Annotated in this window: 14 protein-coding genes and 1 pseudogene; 7 read left to right on the forward strand and 8 right to left on the reverse strand. The window is 67.5% G+C overall.

All coding sequences use genetic code 11. From position 1 onward, the window contains the following. The first annotated feature begins 23 nt into the window (after positions 1 to 23). From ALI22I_RS14935 to ALI22I_RS53650, 4 genes are all read left to right on the forward strand, one after another. Positions 24 to 1,610: an MFS transporter gene (locus ALI22I_RS14935; protein WP_443216938.1), complete on the forward strand. Its 1,587-nt coding sequence runs from the start codon at positions 24 to 26 to the stop codon at positions 1,608 to 1,610. Positions 1,611 to 1,823: 213 nt separating this feature from the next. Continuing rightward, positions 1,824 to 3,197, forward strand: a complete 1,374-nt coding sequence (locus tag ALI22I_RS14940) for an FAD-dependent oxidoreductase (protein WP_143532209.1) — start codon at positions 1,824 to 1,826, stop codon at positions 3,195 to 3,197. A 197-nt stretch (positions 3,198 to 3,394) separates the two neighbouring features. Then, positions 3,395 to 3,907 carry a hypothetical protein gene (locus ALI22I_RS14945; RefSeq protein WP_238598369.1) on the forward strand — a complete coding sequence of 171 codons (513 nt, stop codon included), beginning with the start codon at positions 3,395 to 3,397 and terminating at the stop codon, positions 3,905 to 3,907. Continuing rightward, positions 3,843 to 4,100: a GNAT family N-acetyltransferase gene (locus tag ALI22I_RS53650; protein WP_238598370.1), complete on the forward strand. Its 258-nt coding sequence runs from the start codon at positions 3,843 to 3,845 to the stop codon at positions 4,098 to 4,100. The genes ALI22I_RS14945 and ALI22I_RS53650 overlap by 65 nt, the downstream gene beginning before the upstream one ends. A gap of 125 nt (positions 4,101 to 4,225) precedes the next feature. Here the strand turns inward: ALI22I_RS53650 and ALI22I_RS14950 are convergent, their stop codons facing one another. Together ALI22I_RS14950 and ALI22I_RS14955 are read right to left on the reverse strand one after the other, a co-directional pair. Then, entirely contained in the window at positions 4,226 to 5,446 is a 1,221-nt protein-coding gene (locus ALI22I_RS14950) for a class I SAM-dependent methyltransferase (RefSeq protein WP_077006091.1), read from the reverse strand. An 84-nt stretch (positions 5,447 to 5,530) separates the two neighbouring features. Then, positions 5,531 to 6,553 (reverse strand): alcohol dehydrogenase catalytic domain-containing protein, encoded by a 1,023-nt coding sequence (locus ALI22I_RS14955; RefSeq protein ID WP_077006092.1) that lies wholly within the window; start codon positions 6,551 to 6,553, stop codon positions 5,531 to 5,533. A gap of 416 nt (positions 6,554 to 6,969) precedes the next feature. Here ALI22I_RS14955 and ALI22I_RS14960 point away from each other — a divergent pair, with 416 nt between their 5' ends. Together ALI22I_RS14960 and ALI22I_RS14965 are read left to right on the forward strand one after the other, a co-directional pair. Continuing rightward, positions 6,970 to 8,316, forward strand: coding sequence for a nucleotide sugar dehydrogenase (locus ALI22I_RS14960; RefSeq protein ID WP_077006093.1), 1,347 nt, complete (start codon positions 6,970 to 6,972; stop codon positions 8,314 to 8,316). Beyond that, positions 8,313 to 9,305, forward strand: coding sequence for an NAD-dependent epimerase/dehydratase family protein (locus ALI22I_RS14965; protein ID WP_077006094.1), 993 nt, complete (start codon positions 8,313 to 8,315; stop codon positions 9,303 to 9,305). The genes ALI22I_RS14960 and ALI22I_RS14965 overlap by 4 nt, the downstream gene beginning before the upstream one ends. 148 nt (positions 9,306 to 9,453) lie before the next feature. On the opposite strand, the gene ALI22I_RS14970 is transcribed toward ALI22I_RS14965, so the two are convergent. From ALI22I_RS14970 to ALI22I_RS14995, 6 genes are all read right to left on the reverse strand, one after another. Further along, positions 9,454 to 10,035 (reverse strand): dihydrofolate reductase family protein, encoded by a 582-nt coding sequence (locus ALI22I_RS14970; protein ID WP_077006095.1) that lies wholly within the window; start codon positions 10,033 to 10,035, stop codon positions 9,454 to 9,456. Positions 10,036 to 10,202: 167 nt separating this feature from the next. Next, positions 10,203 to 11,606: a condensation domain-containing protein gene (locus tag ALI22I_RS14975; RefSeq protein ID WP_077006096.1), complete on the reverse strand. Its 1,404-nt coding sequence runs from the start codon at positions 11,604 to 11,606 to the stop codon at positions 10,203 to 10,205. A gap of 259 nt (positions 11,607 to 11,865) precedes the next feature. Beyond that, positions 11,866 to 13,149: an FAD-dependent monooxygenase gene (locus ALI22I_RS14980; protein ID WP_077006141.1), complete on the reverse strand. Its 1,284-nt coding sequence runs from the start codon at positions 13,147 to 13,149 to the stop codon at positions 11,866 to 11,868. A 131-nt stretch (positions 13,150 to 13,280) separates the two neighbouring features. Beyond that, positions 13,281 to 14,600 (reverse strand): MFS transporter, encoded by a 1,320-nt coding sequence (locus tag ALI22I_RS14985; RefSeq protein WP_179118238.1) that lies wholly within the window; start codon positions 14,598 to 14,600, stop codon positions 13,281 to 13,283. Between the two features lie 4 nt (positions 14,601 to 14,604). After that, positions 14,605 to 15,411, reverse strand: a complete 807-nt coding sequence (locus ALI22I_RS14990) for a TIGR03084 family metal-binding protein (RefSeq protein ID WP_077006098.1) — start codon at positions 15,409 to 15,411, stop codon at positions 14,605 to 14,607. Positions 15,412 to 15,775: 364 nt separating this feature from the next. Next, complete coding sequence (locus ALI22I_RS14995; RefSeq protein WP_238598371.1) at positions 15,776 to 16,576, reverse strand: helix-turn-helix transcriptional regulator; 801 nt, start codon at positions 16,574 to 16,576, stop codon at positions 15,776 to 15,778. 570 nt (positions 16,577 to 17,146) lie between these two features. Here ALI22I_RS14995 and ALI22I_RS53660 point away from each other — a divergent pair. Further along, positions 17,147 to 18,642: pseudogene (locus tag ALI22I_RS53660) on the forward strand (IS701 family transposase). The last annotated feature ends 25 nt before the right edge of the window (positions 18,643 to 18,667 follow it).

The following is an 18,667-nucleotide window of genomic DNA, read 5'->3' on the forward strand; positions in this document are numbered from 1 at the left end:
CCGACGACGAGAGGACCGAGAACTTGACTGTGGACAACGTCCCGCCCAAGGCCGGGCGGCGAGAGTGGCTTGGGCTGGCCGTGCTGGTTCTGCCCACGATACTGACGATGATCGATGTCAACGTGTTGTTCCTGGCGCTGCCCCACTTGAGCGCGGATCTCGGTACCTCGGCGACCCAGCAGTTATGGATCACTGACAGCTACGGGTTCGCGATCGCTGGGTTCCTGGTCACGATGGGTACCCTCGGTGACCGAATCGGTTACCGGAAACTGTTGATGATCGGCGGGGCCGCGTTCGGTCTCGCTTCGGTGCTCGCTGCCTGGTCCAGCAGCCCTGGGTTGCTCATCGCCGCTCGTCTGCTGCTCGGCGTGGCCGGGGCGACGATCATGCCGTCGACGCTGGCACTGATCAGGACCATGTTCACGGACCCCAAGCAGATGGGCACGGCCATCTCCGTGTGGGCGTCCGCGATCATCGCCGGCGTCGCGCTCGGCCCGGTGATCGGCGGGGTGATGCTGGAGTACTTCTGGTGGGGTTCGGTATTCCTCATCGGTGTACCGGTGATGGTGCTGCTGGTGGTGGCCGGGCCGGTTCTGCTGCCCGAACACCGCGACCCGGACGCGGGCCGGCTGGACCTGGTCAGCGTGTTCCTGTCGCTGGGCACGGTTCTGTCGGCTGTCTACGGCCTCAAGGAACTGGCCAGGGATGGCTGGGGCCTGCTGCCTGTCGCGTTCGTCGTGGTCGGTGTGGCCTTCGGCGCGGTCTTCGTGATTCGGCAAGGCAGGCTGGCCAGCCCGCTGCTCGACCTGCGCCTGCTCCGCATCCGCGTGCTGGCCAGCGCATTGCTGGCCGGGCTGTTCGTCGGGGCCATTCAGAGCGGCAGCGGCCTCATGGTCACTCAGCACCTGCAACTGGTCGAGGGACTCGAACCGCTACAGGCGGGACTGTGGCTGCTGCCGCCGACTGTCGTGCTGGTGATCGGCATCTACCTGAGCCCGCCTCTCGCCCGCCGGATTCGCCCAGGCTACGTCCTCGTCGGCGGCGCGCTGATCGCCGCGGCGGGCCAGTTGGTGATCACTCAGGTCAGCGCCACGTCCGGGCTGGCTCTTTTGCTAATCGGTTTCGGTGTCGTCTACCTCGGCGTCAGTCCGATGGGCGTGCTCGTGGCCCAGATCGCCATGGAATCGTGCCCACCTGAGAAAGCCGGTTCGGCGGCGTCGCTGTCGTCGACCGGCAGCGAGCTCGGCGTCGCACTGGGCATCGCCACCCTGGGAACCGTCGGCACCCTTGTCTATCGCGGCGAGGTGAACGTCCCCGCCGAGGTCCCGCCCGCGGCGGCGGACGCCGCCAACGAGAGCATGGCCGGAGCCGCGGCAGCGGCCCCGAACCTGCCCCCTCAGGTGGCCACTGACCTGCTCGACTCCGCTCGCGAGTCCTTCACGTCCGGCCTGCACGTTGTCGCAGGCGTCGCCGCCGTCCTCTTCGTCGGCCTCGCCGTCCTCATAGCGGTCACGTTCCGGCATGTACCTCCCTCAGGCGCGGACCCGGCGGATCATGCCGAGGAGATCGGACCGGACGGACCCGAGAAGGAAAACCATCCTGCCGTCTGACTGCCGCCGCACGGTTTCCCACTCGGTCCTCATGCCGCTGACGAGTCGCAATCGAGAGGACGTGAACATCGAATTACGGATACGACGATATCCGTGCCGGGTGAACAAGGCGAACATGGAGGCCGATGTGTTTCGTGATGATGCTCCGGAGGCATTAGCCAGTGCCGTCGCTGAACGGTCACGGGTGCCGGGAGCGGGCACCGAGGTGAGTCGGTGAACGGCCACCTCGGCGACCGGGCCGTGGTGCTCGGCGGAAGCATGGCCGGCGTGCTCGCCGCCCGGGTGCTCGCCGAGTCCTACCACGAGGTGCTCGTTGTCGAGCGCGACGAGGTGCTCGGAGTCAGCACGCCGCGGAAGGGCGCGCCCCACACCGTGCACGCCCACGGCTTGCACGCCCGCGGCCAACTGATCCTGGAGGAGTTGTTCCCCAACCTCACCGACGAGCTGAGCTCGGCAGGCGTGCCGACCGGCGATCTCGGCGAGATGCGTTGGTACTTCGACGCGAAGCGGCTGCGACCGGCACGGACTGGACTGACCTCGGTCACCGCTCCGCGGCCGGTCCTCGAACACCATGTCAGGTCGAGGGTAGCGGCATTGCCGAACGTCAAGTTCCTGGAACAGCACGACATCCTCGGGCTTGTCGGCACGTCCGACAGCGCCCGGATCGTCGGGGTGCGGGTGCAGCAGAGAGCGCCGCATGCCGGGGAGGAGGTGCTCGACGCCGACCTGGTCGTCGACGCCACCGGCCGCGGCTCCCGAACTCCCGCCTGGCTGGAGGAATTCGGCTACCAGCGGCCCAAGGAGGACCGGATCAAGATCGGCCTCGCCTACACGACTCGGCACTACCGGACGCGTCCCGAGTGGTTCGACGGCGTCCAGTCGATCAATCCGGTCGCTTCACCAGAGCACCCGCGCGGCGCCTTCTTCGGGCAGGTCGGCCCGGACACCTGCATCCTGTCCCTGACGGGCATCCTCGGCGACTACCCGCCGACCGAGCCCGAGGCGTTCCTCGAGTTCGCCAAGTCGTTGCCGGTACCCGATGTGTACGAGGCCATCCGAGACGGCGAGGCGCTCGACGATCCCGTGTCGTTCCGTTTCCCGGCCAGTGTGCGGCGCCGGTACGAGCGGCTGACCCGGCTGCCGGAGGGACTGCTGGTCATCGGTGACGCGGTGTGCAGCTTCAACCCGGTCTACGGCCAGGGGATGAGCGTCGCCGCCATCGAGTCACTTACGCTGCGCGACCACTTGCGGGAGGGCAGGCCGCCACAGCCGCAACCGTTCTTCGCGGACATCGCCCGCGTCATCGACATGCCGTGGGAAATCTCGGCGGGTGGCGACCTCGACTTCCCCCAGGTGGAGGGGCGCCGGACGATCAAAATCCGCGTCGGCAACGCTTACCTGGCGCGGCTGCGACATGCCGCGACCAAGGACGACGAGGTCACCAAGGGGTTCATGCGGGTCGCCGGGCTCATCGATCCGCCGCAGGCGCTCATGCGCCCGGGAATGCTGCGGCGGGTCCTGCGGCACGCCGTCCGCCGTCCACCGGCAGGGCGAGCTGTGGTCGGTCAGCGCGAACCCGGTCAATGAATCGATCACCGGCAGCCCTGACCACATCCACCAGGCGCCCACCTCCCGGCGATGACCCGCTTTCGCGGCTGTGACTGTGTGATCCTCGATCACGGCTGCCGGTCTTGGTCGGTGGTGGGCGTTCTGCGGGCAGGGGGTTGGAGGCGCGGACCAAACAAACCGGCTGACAATCACGGTCTCGCGCTGCCAGGACGACCATGATGGTCGAGCACCTACCACTGTATGGCCTGCTCCTGCGCACCCGCGCCTGGAACTGCGCCTGCCTGCCCACCTCGAACTCGACGAGCTGGCCGCTCTCGCCGTCAACGGTATCCACGCCCCCGGAGGTGACGCCGTTCGTCGCCTGGACCGACCAGCCAGCAGCCGAAGTCGCCCGCACGGTGATCCAGCAGCACTGGCGGGCACTGGCCGACTGGACGCCCCGGGAGTGGACGCTGCCGCTGACCGTCTGGCACGACGGGCTGGTGGTCGGCCAGCAGATCATCACCGGCCGGGATTTCGCCATCACCCGTGAGGTGCGCACTGACTCCTGGCTGGGACGGTGGCATTACGGCAAAAGGCATCGGCACCGAGACAACGCCCGCAACGCCGACCAGGTGCGCAGGCTGTTTCCCGGGTACTCGACCTGTTTCGTGGTGCGAGGCCGTGCTGCATCTCGGTTTCGCCGGCCTGGACTCCGTCGAGGCCGCTTCGATCGCGTTCACCGATAACGCCGCGTCGCTGGCCGTCTCCCGCAAGCTCGGCTACCGACCCGACGGCATCGCGCGCCGTGCCGTGCGGGGGCGCCTAGCCATCGACCAGCGACTGCGCCTGACCCGCGCGGCATGGGAAGGGCACCGCAGCGTCCCGGTCACCATCGAGGGCTTGGCCCCCTGCCTATCGCTGTTCGGCGCGAGCCGCTGAGCGACGGTCGATCAACGGCCTCGACCAGTCGAGCACGTCGGCGCCGTTCCAGCAGCCGGGGGCCTACAACCGGCCGTGCCGCCATGGAACCCGCGAAAGCGGCAGGTGACTGGCGTGTGTGCGCGTCAGACGATGTGGACATCGGGTATGTAGAGAATCCACTTGCCGCCGGCGTCACGAAACGACTTCTCCTTCGCCATGATTTCGTCGGCGTGGTTCCAGGCGAAAAGCAGGGCGAAGTCCGGGTAATCTTGCGAGAAGGCTTCCGGTGGCCGCACCGGGATGTGGGAACCGGAGACCAGATGTCCTTGCTTCGACGGGGTCGAATCGCAGATGAAAGGAACCAGGTCCGGTCCGATTTCGCAGTAGTTCGTCACCGTCGTGCATTTTCCGGGCGCGCCGTAACCAACAACTCGTTTGCCGTCGGCCCGAATCTCTCGCAGCAGGGCGACGAGATCACCGCGGACGCGCTTGACGTCGTTCCCGAAGCGTTCGAACGTGTCGGGTTCAGCCAGCCGTCGAGTACGCTCCTCGGCGAGCAGGGCGTTCACCGCCGGTGTCGGCGTGCGCCTGGAAGGCCGGGCCAGCGTGTAGCGAATCTCGCCGCCGTGCATCGGTATCTGCTCGACGTCGACGAGTTCGAGCCCGAAGCGATCCGCGATGGCCTGCACCGACCTGACGGTGAAGTAGAAGACGTGCTCGTCGTAGATCTGGTCGAAGGCCGTCCTCCCGACGATGGTGCCGAGGTAGGGTTCCTCGAACACGAACACCCCGTCGGGCGCCAGCAGTGCTTCCACGCCGAGGAACAGCGACTCGATGTCGGCGATGTGGCAGATGGTGTTGGCGCCGAAGATGACATCGGCACGGCCGTGCTCGGCGCGGATCGCGAATGCGGTCTTCACGTCGAAGAACTCGTTGAGCACCCGGACGCCCTTGGCCCTGGCCAACTCGGCCACGTTGCCGGAGGGTTCCACACCGAGGTGCCGGACCCCGGCCTGTGCGATGGTCGCCAGCATCACGCCGTCGTTGCACCCGATCTCCACGATGAAGGGATCCGGGCCGGTCGGTTCGGACTCCATGAAGCGGCGCGCGTTCCGCTCGAAATGCTTACGGTGGCTCTCCGAGCCGGAGGCGTGATATCGGTATGCGTTATGGTACCGGAGGTGCTGGGGGACTTCCTCGAGCAATTGGACCGTCGTGCACGACTCGCACATTCCCACCGCCAGCCGGAAGAAGTGCTCGCTGTCGATGTCTTCCGGTCGCAGAAAGCCGTTGGCCATGGTCTGACGCCCCAGGTCGACGAACTCCTGGACGTTGCCGCCACATACCCGACAGGTGATATGCATGAGAAATTCCTGCCTAACCTGGCGTTGCCTAATGGAGGGGCCGCCGTTCGGCGGGGCTTGGCTTGCGGGTGAAACAATGCGGCTTCAGTAGGTCACGACCGCGCGGAAGCGGACATCGCCCCTCCCGACCTTTTCGACCGCCTGCGCGACCTGTTCCTTCGGGAAGGTCTCGATCATGGGGGTGACCTTGCCCGCGGCGACGATGGCGAGCGCCTCCCTCAGGTACATCGGGCCGTTGTGGGTGGCACCGATGACCTTGTTCCCCAGCGCGAAGAACGGATAGGCCAAGGCAGGAGGGATGACGAACGGCTCGGCCGGGTCTATGCCGGCCAGCACGAGTCGTCCACCGACCCGCAAGCCCTGTAGGGAGTCCGCAGCGGCCGGGTGCGAGCTGCTGGTCGACACGATGACATCGGCACCGCCGACCTCGCGTAACTGCTCGCCGCCGGCGACCACGATGTCGGCACCCAAGCTCCGGGCAACGTCGTGCTTTTCGGGCGAGCTGGTGATGGCGACGGTCTCGAATCCGCATGCCCGGGAGAACTGCAACGCCAGGTGGCCGAGACCACCGATACCGAGCACGGCCACCCGCTCGTGGGGCTTGGGTTCGGCCGAACGGAGCGCGGACCAGCTCGTGTAACCGGCGCAGAGCACCGGAGCCGCCAGCTCGGCTGACAGTCCATCCGGGATGAGCACGGTCTCGGCGGCGGCCACGACCATGTACTCGGCATGCCCGCCCTGCGCGGTGAACCCGGTCGACGTCGGCGAAGCGCACAGGAAGGCAGCCGTGCCCGACAGCGGCCGGTCGAGCAGGCAATAGTCGCAACGGCCGCAAGTCCCTCGAACCCAGGTGGTGCCCACCCGGTCGCCGACCCTGCGGGAGGTGACCCCGGGACCGAGCTCGACAACCTCACCCACCGGCTCGTGCCCAGTGATGGCGGGGGTGATCGCGGGGAATCCGATGACACCCCTGGTCGCCCACACGTCGTTCACGCAGACCCCGCACGCCCGCACTCTGATCAGCACGTCGCCAGGGCCCGGCCGCGGCGTCGGGACTTCACGGAGCTCCCACGAAGCGTTGATCTCCGGAATAACAGCTGCCTTCATGACATCACCTTCGTGACGATGTTCCGGTTCGATTCCACATGCAGCCGAGCAATTTCTCCCGATCCAGCAATCGCATCATCTGTCATTCGGGCCGGTGTGACATCTCCTGGGTTGCGGTGTTCGAACGGGATTTCGACAGCTTTTCCGGCACGCAATCCAGGAGATGCGGGACCATCCGGCCGACTGTGACGATGCCAGGTAAGAGGTGGTGTGGACAAGTTTCGGCTGTGCACCGGATCGTGCGAGGGTGCGGTTTCACCCGAACCAAGGGGTGCCGAGGCCCGTTCTGAGAATGGCTGTTCGATTCTGCTTCTGTCGCATACCAGGGCCTGTTCTGGATCGGAACCGAGGAGATGATCGCCGTGGGTGTCAAGGCTGGAGATCGCGGGGAGGTGCCTGGCGGGAGTGGAGCGCGGATGCCCCTTCTGTCCGAAGGCCGAGATCTCCGGGTAGCGGTAATTGGCCTGGGCTACGTCGGTTCGTGTTTCGCCGCGGACTTGGCTGCTCGTGGTTTGGATGTGGTCGGTGTGGATACGAATCCGCGCCTTGTCGAGGAATTCAACACCGGTCATTGCCGGCTGGAGGAGGAAGGGCTCGCCGAACTGGTGGCCGATGGAGTGGCTGCCGGCCGGTTGCGGGCTACGACTGACTATGCCCTGGTGAGGGACGTCGACGTGGTGCTGATTACGGTGGGTACGCCGGTCCGCGAGGATGGTTCGCTCGCCGATGAACAGCTGCACGGTGCGTGTTCGGAGTTGAGCAACCATATTCGCCCAGGCCAGTTGCTGGTGTTGAAGAGCACCGTGCCGCCGGGGACCACTCGGGGTCTGGTGTTGCCGTTGTTGCAAGGTGGCGGGCTCGTCGGTGGGGTCGATTTCGGCCTGGCGTTCACTCCGGAACGACTGGCGGAGGGCGCGGCCTTGGCCGAGTTGCGGTCGTTCCCGATCGTGGTCGGCGGTCTGGACGACGGCAGTGCGCGGGACGCGGCGGAGTTCTGGCGTGCGTCACTGGGGGTCGAGGTCATTCTGATGGACACGTTGGAGGCCGCGGAGATCGTGAAACTGGCTGACAACTGGTGGATTGACCTGAACATCGCGCTGGGCAACGAGCTGGCCAAGTTCTCGGCGTTGTTCGATGTGGACGTGCTGGATGTGATCACCGCCGCGAACTCGATCCCCAAGGGCAAGGGCAAGGTGAACATCCTCTTGCCGAGCGTGGGCGTGGGCGGGGCGTGCCTGACCAAGGATCCGTGGATGGTGTGGCACTCGGCGCGGGAGCGGGGGCTGGAGATCCTGACCGCGCCCGCGGGCAGGCAGGTCAACGCCAGCATGCCGGAGTACACCGCGCAGCTGGCCATCGACGAGTTGACCAAGCTCGGCAAGGACCCGGCCACGTCGAAGGTGGCCGTGCTGGGGTTGGCGTTCAAGAACAACACCGGGGACCTGCGGGCCACGCCGACCGTAGGGGCGGTGGCATCACTGGCAGGCGCGTGTGCCGAGGTAAGCATCTACGACCCGTTGGTGGACGCGGGCGAAGCACGCAAGTTGTTCGGCCGGGCGCAGGCGGCGAGCGTACATGATGCGGTGGCGGGGGCGGACTGTGTCGCGGTACTGGCGTTGCACCGGGAATTCGAGGATCTCGATTTCGCGGCGCTGCCGGTGGCGCCGGGATGTCTGATCCTGGACGGCCGGGCGTACTACTCCCGCGAGACGATCGCCTCGCTGCGGGCGCTGGGCTACCACTATCGGGGCGTCGGGCGATGAGCGCGTCCCGGGTCGTGGTCACCGGTGGCGGCGGCTTCATCGGCAGTCACCTTGTGGAGCGGCTGATTGCCCGAGGCGACGAGGTGACCGTCTTCGACGGGACGTCGTCGCCACCACACCAGAAAATCGCCCTTCAGCATGCCCGCTACATCCAAGGTGACGTCCTGGACGCCGCCGCGCTGCGGCGTGCCATCACCAAGGGCGTGGACATGGTGTTCCACCTTGCCGCCGTGGTCGGCGTCGACCAGTACCTCGCGCGGCCGCTGGAAGTCATCGACGTCAACGTCACCGGCACCCGTAACGTGCTCGACCTGGCCAGTGAGGTCGGCGCCAAGGTCGTGGTGACAAGCACCAGCGAGGTGTTCGGCAAGAACCCATCCGTGCCCTGGCGCGAGGACGACGACCGCGTGCTCGGCTCCACCGCCGCGGACCGCTGGGCCTATTCCTCCAGCAAGGCCCTCGCCGAGCACATCACGTTCGGGTTCGTGCGACAACGCCGCTTGCAAGCGACCATTGTCCGTTACTTCAACGTGTACGGCGGCGGTCAACGCCCAGGCTTCCTCGTCAGCCGCTCGGTTCATCGGGCGCTGAACGGGCGCCCGCTGATCGTCTACGACACAGGCAAGCAGACTCGGAGCTTCACCTTCGTCCAGGACGCCATCAGCGCGACCCTGCTCGCCGCCGACCACCCCGCCGCCGTCGGCGAGGCGTTCAATGTCGGAAGCATGACCGAGACCACCATCGGTGACACGGTCAGGCTCATCGCCGAGCTCGCCGGGCCCCAGCAAGTTCCGATCACGTACGTCGACACCCAAGCCACACTCGGGCAGTCCTATGAGGACCTCAGCCGCCGCATCCCGGACAACTCCAAAGCCCGCGCGCTTCTCGGCTGGAGACCCACCACCACCCTCAAAGACGGGCTCGCCCAGACCATCGCATGGGCCCGCGACAACCCCTGGTGGCTCGCCCTGCCCGACAGTGGTGCGTAAGACCGCCGTCGCCTGACAAGCACGATGTGGGCGTTCGAACCCTCGTCCGGTCACGATTTCAGACCGGCCAGGAGACATGGCCTCCGGCCCGCGCACGACGCGGCCGGAGGCCGTATCGTGCGCGGGCCCGACAGCGTGCCGGTTTCGGTCAGCGGCGTACTTGGTAGCGCAGGTGGAGGACGCGGTTGCCTTGGATGGTGACGTCGGGGTCTTCCAGGAGGTGTTGCGCGTTGACTGTGCCGAAGTAGCGTTTGCCGGTTCCGAACACGACGGGGACGACGTCCATGCGTACTTCGTCGACGAGGCCGGCGGCGAGTATCTGGCCGCCGACGTTGCCTGCGGCGACTTCGACGAGGCGGTCTCCGGCGAGTTGTTGTGCTGTGGCGACGGCTGCTTCGATGCCGTTGATGAAGTGGAATGGTGCTTCGGGGTCCCAGCCGTCGGGCTGGGGGCGGTGGGTGACGACGACGACGTGGTCCATTCCGCCGGGGGGTTTGCCGTCCCAGCCGTCGGTCATGTCGAAGACGTGGCGGCCGACGATGGTGACGCCGATCTGGTCCCAGTAGGCGCGGGTGTAGTCGTAGGAGGTTTGTGAGACTTTGACCGCGCCGGTGTCGTCCAGTGAGAACTCGCCGTTGGACAGCCAGTCGAACAGCGGCCCGGGCTGGTCGTTGTCGTCGGCGACGAAGCCGTCCACTGACACCGAGCTGTACATGACCACCTTGCCCACGGGCTTCTCCTCTGCTGCTTGCTTGGAGTGGGTGCGCCGACCCTAGCGTGCGGTGAGCAGCCGTTCTTGTAAGAAATCAATCAGCGTGGGAGATGGCCGTAAGAAGGAACCCGGGCCGCGAGGCGGCCCGGGTTCTGGTGCGGGTGTCCAGGGTCAGGGGGTGCCGTCTACTGCCCACCGGTCCTGCCCGGCAACGCTGAATCCGGGGCCTTGAGCGCGGCGCGCAGCAACTCCCGGTACTCGTCGACCATCGCGACGATGGTCGACTGATCGAAATCAAGGCTGTTGAACTTCACCAGGCCCGCCACGTTCCCGGCCTGGTCGAGGTCCAAGTCCCAGAGGCTGCCGTCCGGGAGCTCGGAGGTGTCGACGGACGAGACCAGGCTCCGCCGCAGTGCCGTGTAGCGGATGTCGCCGACGCCCTCCGCCGCCGGTTCCGGAGGGAACTGGGAGAGCTGGAACGTGGTGACGACGCTGTCGGCGTCCACGGTCGGACCGCGCATCATCTCCACTTCGGACTGACCGATGATCTCGTTGAACGGCAGCTCGTAGGAGTACGCCTCGAGCAACGCGGCCCGGGTCCGGTGCACCAGGTCGGCGAAGGTCGCACAACCGGACAGGTCGGTCCGGATCGGCAGGAAGTTGAACAACGCTCCCACTGTGTGGTCGAAACCTGGATCGGTACGCCCGGACGTGATGATCGGCGAGACGATGTCACGCACGCCCGTCCTGCGGTGCAGCAACAGGGTGAAACAGGCATAAAGAACCATGAACGACGAGCTGTTCAGCGACCTGGCCAGCGAAGCGCTGGCGCCGGCCAGCTCCCGGTCGATCATGAACCGGTACACCGAGTAGACCGGCGGGACGTCCGGGCGCCGGGGCCGGTCGGTGGGAAGGGTGAGCATGTGCCCGCCCGCCAGCGCGGACTGCCAGTACTCGCGCGCGATCGCCGCGCGTTTGGTGCGGCCGACCTGCCGCTGCCAGTCGGCGTACTCGCGGTACTGGCGCATGACCGGCAGCTCGGGTGCGGGCAGCCCGCGCCGGGTCGCGTAGCAGATGGCGAAGTCGCGCATGATCACATGCATCGACCAGCCGTCACTGACCAAGTGGTTGGCGACCAGCACGAGCACCGCGTCATCGTCGTCGAACCGTCCCAGCGTGGCTCGCAGCAACGGCGTTTCCGTGGCGGCGAGCCTGCCGTTCCGGTCGACCTCGTTGAGGAACTCGTGCGCCCGGTGCCCGCGGTCGGCCTGCTCCGCTGGCGACTGAAGGTCGACAACCGTGAGGGGCACCGGACCCGGCGGGTGGACGCAGGCATGAGGAGCGTCAGCGTCCCTGATGATGGTGGTACGGAGCACCTCGTGCCGCGCGACGACATCGTCCAGCGCGAGGTGCACGTTCGCCATGTCCAACCGCCCGTGAACGCGCCAACCGGCCGAGACGATCATCCTCGGGCCGAAGACGCCGACATCATCGCCCCGGTCGAAGGCGTACAGGAATTCCTCGCTGACCGAGAGTGGACGGCGGGTCGTTCCGTCACTGATGCTCGGAACTTGCTGTTCGGTGGTCATTTGCCGCCATCCGTTCCGGCAGTCGCCATGGTGCCGTCCGCCTCGCCGGGCCCAGTCGTCATCTCGTCCGGGAGTTCCGCAGGGCTGAGGTACATGTGAACTCGCTTCCTCTGTGGCTCGCGAATCTCCATGGCGCGTGAAGCACGACCTACGCGGCAGTCGCTGTCGGGGAGGTCCGCCGCAGGAATGGTCTCGGACCCCCGCGGCGGAACACATCTCCTGAACTGCTCCGCTCACGGGCGAGGCCCGGCCACCACCATCACGGGCTCTTGCTCCCGCTGCCGATCGGCGATCCGGCCGGGGCCGCGGAGTCCGGCACGCCCGCGTAGTCGGGCAGCTCGATGCCGTTGATCGCACGCCCGACCAGCTCCATGAACCATTCGCCGGTGAAATCGGGGCCCGGCTCGGCGTCCGGCCCGGGGATGTCGCGGCTGCGGGCGTTCAACCGGCCGATCTCCTGGTTGGCCTCGACGAACGGGCGCATTCGCGCCTCGTAGCGGGCGAACCCGGCGTCCGGGTCCCATCCGGCGGCGGCCAGCTCTCCGGCCAGCACGTAGGCACCGACCAGGGCCAGCCCGGTGCCCTGCCCGGACATCGGCGACGAGCTGAACGCCGCGTCCCCGAGCAGCCCCACCCGTCCGCTCGACCAGCGGTCCATCACCACCTGGGCGACCTGGTCGAGGTAGAAGTCCGGGGTGTCGTCCAGGTGCGCGAGGATCTTCGGGGTCAACCAGCCCAGGCCCGCCATCCGCTCACGCAGCAGGCGCTTCTGTGCCTCGACGTCAAGGTGGTCGACGTCGAAGTCGGCGGAGGCGAAGTAGAACATGGTCATCGCCCGGGTGGCGTCCTGGATGGGCCGCAGGAGCGCCGAGCGCCCGGAGCCCTGGTCCTGGTACTCGAGCAGCCAGCGGTCCAGCCCGAACTCGTTGGGCACGCTGTAGAAGGCCAGCACGTGCCCGAGGTGGCGGAGGAACCGCTCATGCGGCCCGAAGACCAGCTCCCGCAGCGCCGAGTGCGGCCCGTCGGCCCCGACCACCAGGTCGAAGCGCCGCCGGTCGCCGCTCGCGAAGACCACGTCGACCCCGTCCGCGTCCTGGGTGAGCTCCGCGATCCGGTCGCCGAAGACGTACTCGACGTCGTCGCGGGTGTCGTCGTAGAGCACCCGGGACAGGTCCCCGCGCAGGATCTCGATGTCCGCGATGAACCCGTCGCCGCCGTCGTCCTCGGCATGGAAGGTCTCCAGCACCTGCCCGTCCGCGTCCACGGTGTGCGCGCCGGCGGTGTCGGTGCACACCGCGCGGACCGTCGCGTCCAGGCCCATGCGCTCGATGACCTCCTTGGCGACCCCGCGCGCGTCCACCGCCTGCCCGCCGGGACGCAGCTCGGGGGCCCGCTCCACCACGGTCACCTCGGCTCCCCACCGGTGCAGCCAGTGGGCGAGCGCGGGTCCCGCGATGCTCGCGCCCGCCACTAACACCCGGGGACCGCTCGCCCGCGTGCCCTGCTCGCCCGTCCGCTCCTGCTGGGAGTCGTCGTCGCTCATCACTGCCTCCATGTGCTTCCTGCCGCTGTCGGTGGATCCGGCAGTATCGACCATAGCCCGGCACGAAACTCATCGGTTCGGCCGGATCGCGATGCGCACTCCGGGGGAAGCACGGATCCGGCCAGCTCGGGCTACTTCGGCACTGTGCTGGCCAGCTGGGCGGGTGCCGCGCCGGGGGCGGATGCTGACAGGAACAAGGTGAGTAGCGCGGCTGCCAGCACCGGTACGGCGAGAACGACCAGCGCGGCGTCGTGGGAGAACGACTCCAGGAGTACGCCGCTCACCGCGGCACCGATGGCAGCACCGACCTGCCGTGCGGTGTTGAGCACGCCAGAGGCCGCGCCGGCGTCGTCCACGTGGATGTGACGTAGCGCTTCGGTGGTGGTCGGCGCGATAGCCAGTCCTTGTCCGACGCCGATCGCGATCAGCGGCCACACGAACGACGAAGCGAAGCCGACGATGCCGACGCCGAACGCCACCAACCCGGCACCAATGAGAAACCGGCCGCCGATCCGGTCGGCGAACCGCCCGGCCAGGGGCGCGACCGCGCTGAGGGCCACTGTCCACGGCAGCGCGGAAACACCCGACATCAACGGGTTCATGCCCAGTGTGTCCTGTGTGTACACGACGTAGGCGAGGAGGAACCCGGCCAGCGAGAACGACAGGACAAGCGTGATCGCCGTGGCGACGCGGTAGTGCCGGTCCTGATAGAGGTCCAGCGGGACCAGAGGTTCGGGGTGGCGTCGCTCCCACAACAGAAAGGTCGCCACCAGCAGGCCGGACGCCGCGTAGAGCCACGTGGACCCCGACTCCACAAGTGCGTAGACGAGAACCAACAGGCCGAGCGTGATCAGCGCCGCGCCCATCGGGTCGAACCGAGAACGGACCCGGTTGCGGACTTCGGGTACGTACCACAACGCCAGAACGGCCCCGGCAAGCCCGACGGGAAGGTTGAGCAGGAACACCGACCGCCAACCGAACTCAGTGATCAGCAAGCCGCCGAGGACAGGGCCACTGACGGCCGCGACGCCGCCGACCGCCGTGAAAACGCCGAACGCCGCGCCGCGTTGCCGTGGCGGGAAGATGATCGAGATCAACGCCAGGGACTGTGGAACCAGCATCGCCGCGCCGACGCCTTGACCCGCCCGCGCCGCGATCAGCCAGCCGGCGTTCGGAGCCAGCGCGCAGAGCGCCGACGTGAGCACGAACAGGACGAGGCCGCCGACGAACAACTTGCGCGGCCCGACCCGATCGCCCAAACGTCCGAAAAGGACAAGGAGTGCCGCGAACGTGATCAAGTAGGCGTTGATGATCCACAGCACTTCGTCCAGACCGGAATCGAGGCCGGCCATGATGTCCGGTGCGGCGGTGTTGACGATGGTCGTGTCCAGCAGGACGAGGTAGTTCGCCAAGCACAGGACCAGCAATGCCCGCCACGGCCCGGCCCTCACCGGATCATCGGTTTCCAGCCGCGGCGAACTGGCCGGGCTCGCGCCCCTTGCCTGCCGGTCCGCGGTAGGCCTGCGCGATGGTCAGCCAGTGTGCAGCCAGATCGCCGACCGCCTCGACCGCCAGGTCCTCGTGGTGTCGCCGCCTGCACACCAGCAGGCAGAAGTCCACGGCCGGACCGGAGATCCGGTTCTCGGCGTCGTCCGGGCCGAACGTCCACTCGGTGCCGGACGGCGCGGTCAGCTCGAACCGGAACTCCGTCTGTGGCGGTGTGAGACCCCTTGCCGCGTAGCCGAATTCCCACGTTCGGACCGCGAAGGCGACGATGTGCCGGACGCGATCGGTCCGCTCGACCTGGACTCCGAGGCCGTCCGCGACGTCTTGGCCGTGCGCGAAAAGCTCCATCATGCCCGCGCTCGCCAGCACGGCGGGAGGCAGCGGGTTCACCAGCCATGGAACGACCTCGCCTGGCGGGACGGCGGCGAGCGCGTCACAGGCGTCGGTGAGCTCGGCCCTCCAGCGGGGCAGAAGCTGATCAGGGGACAGGGCCAGGTAGGGCGCCATGGCGGCGTCCACAGCCGCGTCGAAGTCCTCCCCGGCCGTGGCCGCGATCTTCTGGAACACGGCGGGATCGGCGGCCGCGAGCCCGGCCATGCGGAACGTCGCGGTCAGGTGCGCGATCTGGTGGGCGACCGTCCACCCTGGTGCGGGCGTCGGAGTCGACCACACTGCCGGGTCCGTAGTCGACAGCAGCCGATCGAGCTGGTCGCTGTCGGCTTTCAGATCGGAGATCACGGCGAGCGCTGACGTCATCGGCCTGTCCTTTTCTCAAGGGTGGAAGGCGTTCGGGGTTTCACAGTGCGTTAGCGGATCGCGGGCAGGTAACTTCTGTTTTACTCGGACAGGGAACTGTGCGACAACCTGCCATTGCGACAATCGCGCTTCCCGGCACGCCGATGGTCGGCAAGCCCGCCAGAACACACGGAGTCATGAAATCCTGCGCTTGCTCTGCGGTCGCGTGGAATGCCGCCCACATTTCGGGAGTTGCGATCCGGGCGCGAGTCCGTTGAAGCCGCCCCGGCGCACGGAATGGATCTGCTGAGCTCCGGGGTCGTCGAGTGAAGAATTGCGCGAGCACGGACGCTGTGCTGACGCGCGCACCCAGACCACGTGCCGGTCAGCAGCGCAGGAGCCGGTCTCCGGCAGCGATTCCCGGAGCCGGGGGCGAGAGCCGGACCGGGGTGTTCGCGTCGCCAAGGCTGATCGCGAGCGGAGGGTCGATCGGCCGCATCCGGCGCATCTGGACCGTGAGCCCGGTGACCTCGCCCTCCTTGATCGTGATCGGACCGCGGGTGGCGCCGATCGAGAACCGCTCCTCGGGAGTCGTGGCCGCCGGGTGCTCGGCGATCGCGATGACCACCCAGCGGCCCGCCGGGACGTTGCCGATGAACGCCTCCGTTGCCCAGGAGTCGGCTGCCACGTGCGTGAAAGCCACCGGGCCGCGCTGCGGGATCGGGTCGGCGAACACGCCCAGCAGGACGTTGCCGGGGCCGAACTCGGCCGGCATCTGGATCTTCCCGGCGATCGAGCCGCCTGCGCGCTGTGCCGGGATCAGGCCACCGCCCGCTTCCTGCAACAGCTCCAGCGACGGCATCCGCTGGAACTGCGGCGAGACGGCGACCAGCAGGTCCCGCACCTCCGGCGCCCGGTACTGGGTCGGTGTCATGCCGACCGACCGGGTGAACCGGCTGGTGAACGTGCCGACGCTGCTGTAGCCCACGCTGCACACGATGTTGGAGATGGTCAGCGACGTGGTCAGCAGCAGCCGCTTGGCCTCGAAGATCCGCACCGCCGTCAGGTACCGGCCAGGGGTGACCCCGGTGATCTTGGAGAACGTCCGGGAGAAATGGAAGGGGCTGACGAAAACCTCGGCGGCCAGATTCTTCAGCGTAATCGGCTCGGAATACCGCTCATGCATCGACGAAATCGTCTGATGAATGGCTGGAAGCATAGACTTTCCCCCATGTTTGTGGCACCGTCATACCAATACTGATATAACGGTGGCGTCGGTCGATTCGTCCGGGGTGTGTCGTCGTTCCCCCTGAGGACACGCGCGAACCGAATGGTCAAGCAGGCCCTGCCTTCGTCGCCGGAGAACCGGCGTTTCCGTCGCGTGTCAGCATCACACGCAGGGCAGGCCCCCTGCATCTCCGAGGTTGCTATCGGGGATTAGTACTCCAACCGGACTTCGGGGTCTTGGCCGGTGAGGGATGCCGGGAGACGGGTGCGGCCGCCAGTTGATCATGAGTTGTCGGGTGGACAAACCGAGATCGCGTGGTGGCCGCGGAGGTCATCGTAGACCCTGCCGAGGTGGACCCGTCCGGCTGACGGGACGTCTTCGACGGGCTGATGGCGCGGGTGGCGAAGCGGTTCCGGCGGGTGGAACCGCGTCGGCGGGCCAGGGCGTTCGTGGAAGGGCTGCCGGCTGATCTGCCGCGCAAGAACTGCTGGACGATCGCTGAGCATGCCGGTGAGGACGCCGGATGGGATGCAGGACCTGCTGTCGCGGGCGGTGCGGGATGCCGATGCGGTGCGGGACGACGTGCGGGAAGCCGCAGTGGATCATCTCGGTGACCGCGGGGCGATGCGGGTGGTGGACGAGACCGGGGATGTGCATGGTCGGGGTGCAGCGGCAGTACACCGGCACCGCGGGGCGGATCGAGAACAGCCAGGTCGGAGTGTTTTGACCTACACCACCGCGGTGGGGCACACACTCGTCGACAGGGAGTTGTATCTGCCGCGCTCATGGACCGGTGATCCGGGCCGGTGCGCGGCGGCGGGGTTCCAGCCGACGCGGGGTTCGCGACGAAACCGGAGTTGGCCGCGCGCATGATCGTGCGCGCCCTGGACGGTGTCGTGCCCGCGGAATGGGTGACCGCGGACGAGGTCTACGGCGGCAACCCGACGCTGCGGGCGGTGTTGGAGCAGCGGCAGGTCGGGTATGTCCTGGCGGTGGCCTGCGATCACCGTGTCAGTACTGCCACCGGCAGTTACCGGGCCGACGAGTTGGTTGCGCGGCTGCCGGAACACGTCTGGCAGCGTCTGTCCGCGGGGACAGGCGCGAAAGGGCACCGGTTCAACGACTGGGCCTGGATCAGCCTGGCCAGCGGCGAGGACGAGCTCGCCGGGTCGCGGTGGCTGCTGGTGCGGCGCTATCGCCGCACCGGCGAACGGGCCTACTACCGCTGCTACGCACCCGCACGGGTGCCGCTGGCCACGCTGGTACGGGTGGCCAGCCGCCGATGGACCATCGAGGAGTCCTTTCAAACCAGCAAAGGCCAGACCGGACTGGACGAGCATCAGTGCCGCACGTGGACGTCCTGGTACCGCTGGACAAGTCCACCAGCCGGGCTGGTTCCCTTGACGCTCAACGAAATCCGGCACCTGTTCGCACAACTGGTCATTCAGCCTACCCGAGACATCAACGTTTGCCCGCGCTGGTCACGCTGGCGCCGACGACCGCGCTCGGCAAGCTCGCTACCAGCGGCAATCCGACCGAGAACCATGAAGATCACGATCTACGGCTGGAGTATCAGGCCGAACAGCGGCGTATCGCGCGGTAATTCCGCGGTTATACCGTGCAATCGAAACCGGATTATCGGCACATTTTCCTCGCAGGTCGGGAAGGCTGTTGCGGATAACGAACCTCGGGCCATTCGGCCGTTGTCTGGAAATGTCGCCGTTCTGCCCGGTACGGCACGGCGATCTTCCGCGACCCGGACCGATCCATCCGGCCGGGCCGGAACGAGCGGAACGCCGTCGGCGGATCAGGCCGGCCGGACGGGGAGCGCCGCGAGACCGTGCGTCACCAGGCTGCCCCGCCAGTCCGGTTCCCGGCGGGTACCTCGAGCCGCGGCCACGGGAATCCGGCAGGCGGCGCACCGATCGCGATCCGGCCGTCCAGGCGGGCAGGCGGCGTGCCGCGGCAGTGGTGGATCGCGTGCCCGAAGGCCACTTGGAGGTTGTCGGCGTGGTCCGGGGTGAACACCGCGGGGCCACTGAACCTCTC

Source organism: Saccharothrix sp. ALI-22-I, from assembly GCF_001984175.1.
GTDB lineage: Bacteria > Actinomycetota > Actinomycetes > Mycobacteriales > Pseudonocardiaceae > Actinosynnema.

What these genes read in the sequence shown, in the direction of transcription:
- ALI22I_RS14950 (WP_077006091.1), bottom strand. Translation starts at nt 5,446, where the DNA reads ATGCATATCACCTGTCGGGTATGTGGCGGCAACGTCCAGGAGTTCGTC.
- ALI22I_RS14995 (WP_238598371.1), bottom strand. Translation starts at nt 16,576, where the DNA reads ATGCATGAGCGGTATTCCGAGCCGATTACGCTGAAGAATCTGGCCGCC.
- ALI22I_RS14960 (WP_077006093.1), top strand. Translation starts at nt 6,970, where the DNA reads ATGCCCCTTCTGTCCGAAGGCCGAGATCTCCGGGTAGCGGTAATTGGC.
- ALI22I_RS14945 (WP_238598369.1), top strand. Translation starts at nt 3,395, where the DNA reads ATGATGGTCGAGCACCTACCACTGTATGGCCTGCTCCTGCGCACCCGC.
- ALI22I_RS14975 (WP_077006096.1), bottom strand. Translation starts at nt 11,606, where the DNA reads ATGACCACCGAACAGCAAGTTCCGAGCATCAGTGACGGAACGACCCGC.
- ALI22I_RS14980 (WP_077006141.1), bottom strand. Translation starts at nt 13,149, where the DNA reads ATGAGCGACGACGACTCCCAGCAGGAGCGGACGGGCGAGCAGGGCACG.
- ALI22I_RS14990 (WP_077006098.1), bottom strand. Translation starts at nt 15,411, where the DNA reads ATGACGTCAGCGCTCGCCGTGATCTCCGATCTGAAAGCCGACAGCGAC.
- ALI22I_RS14965 (WP_077006094.1), top strand. Translation starts at nt 8,313, where the DNA reads ATGAGCGCGTCCCGGGTCGTGGTCACCGGTGGCGGCGGCTTCATCGGC.
- ALI22I_RS14955 (WP_077006092.1), bottom strand. Translation starts at nt 6,553, where the DNA reads ATGAAGGCAGCTGTTATTCCGGAGATCAACGCTTCGTGGGAGCTCCGT.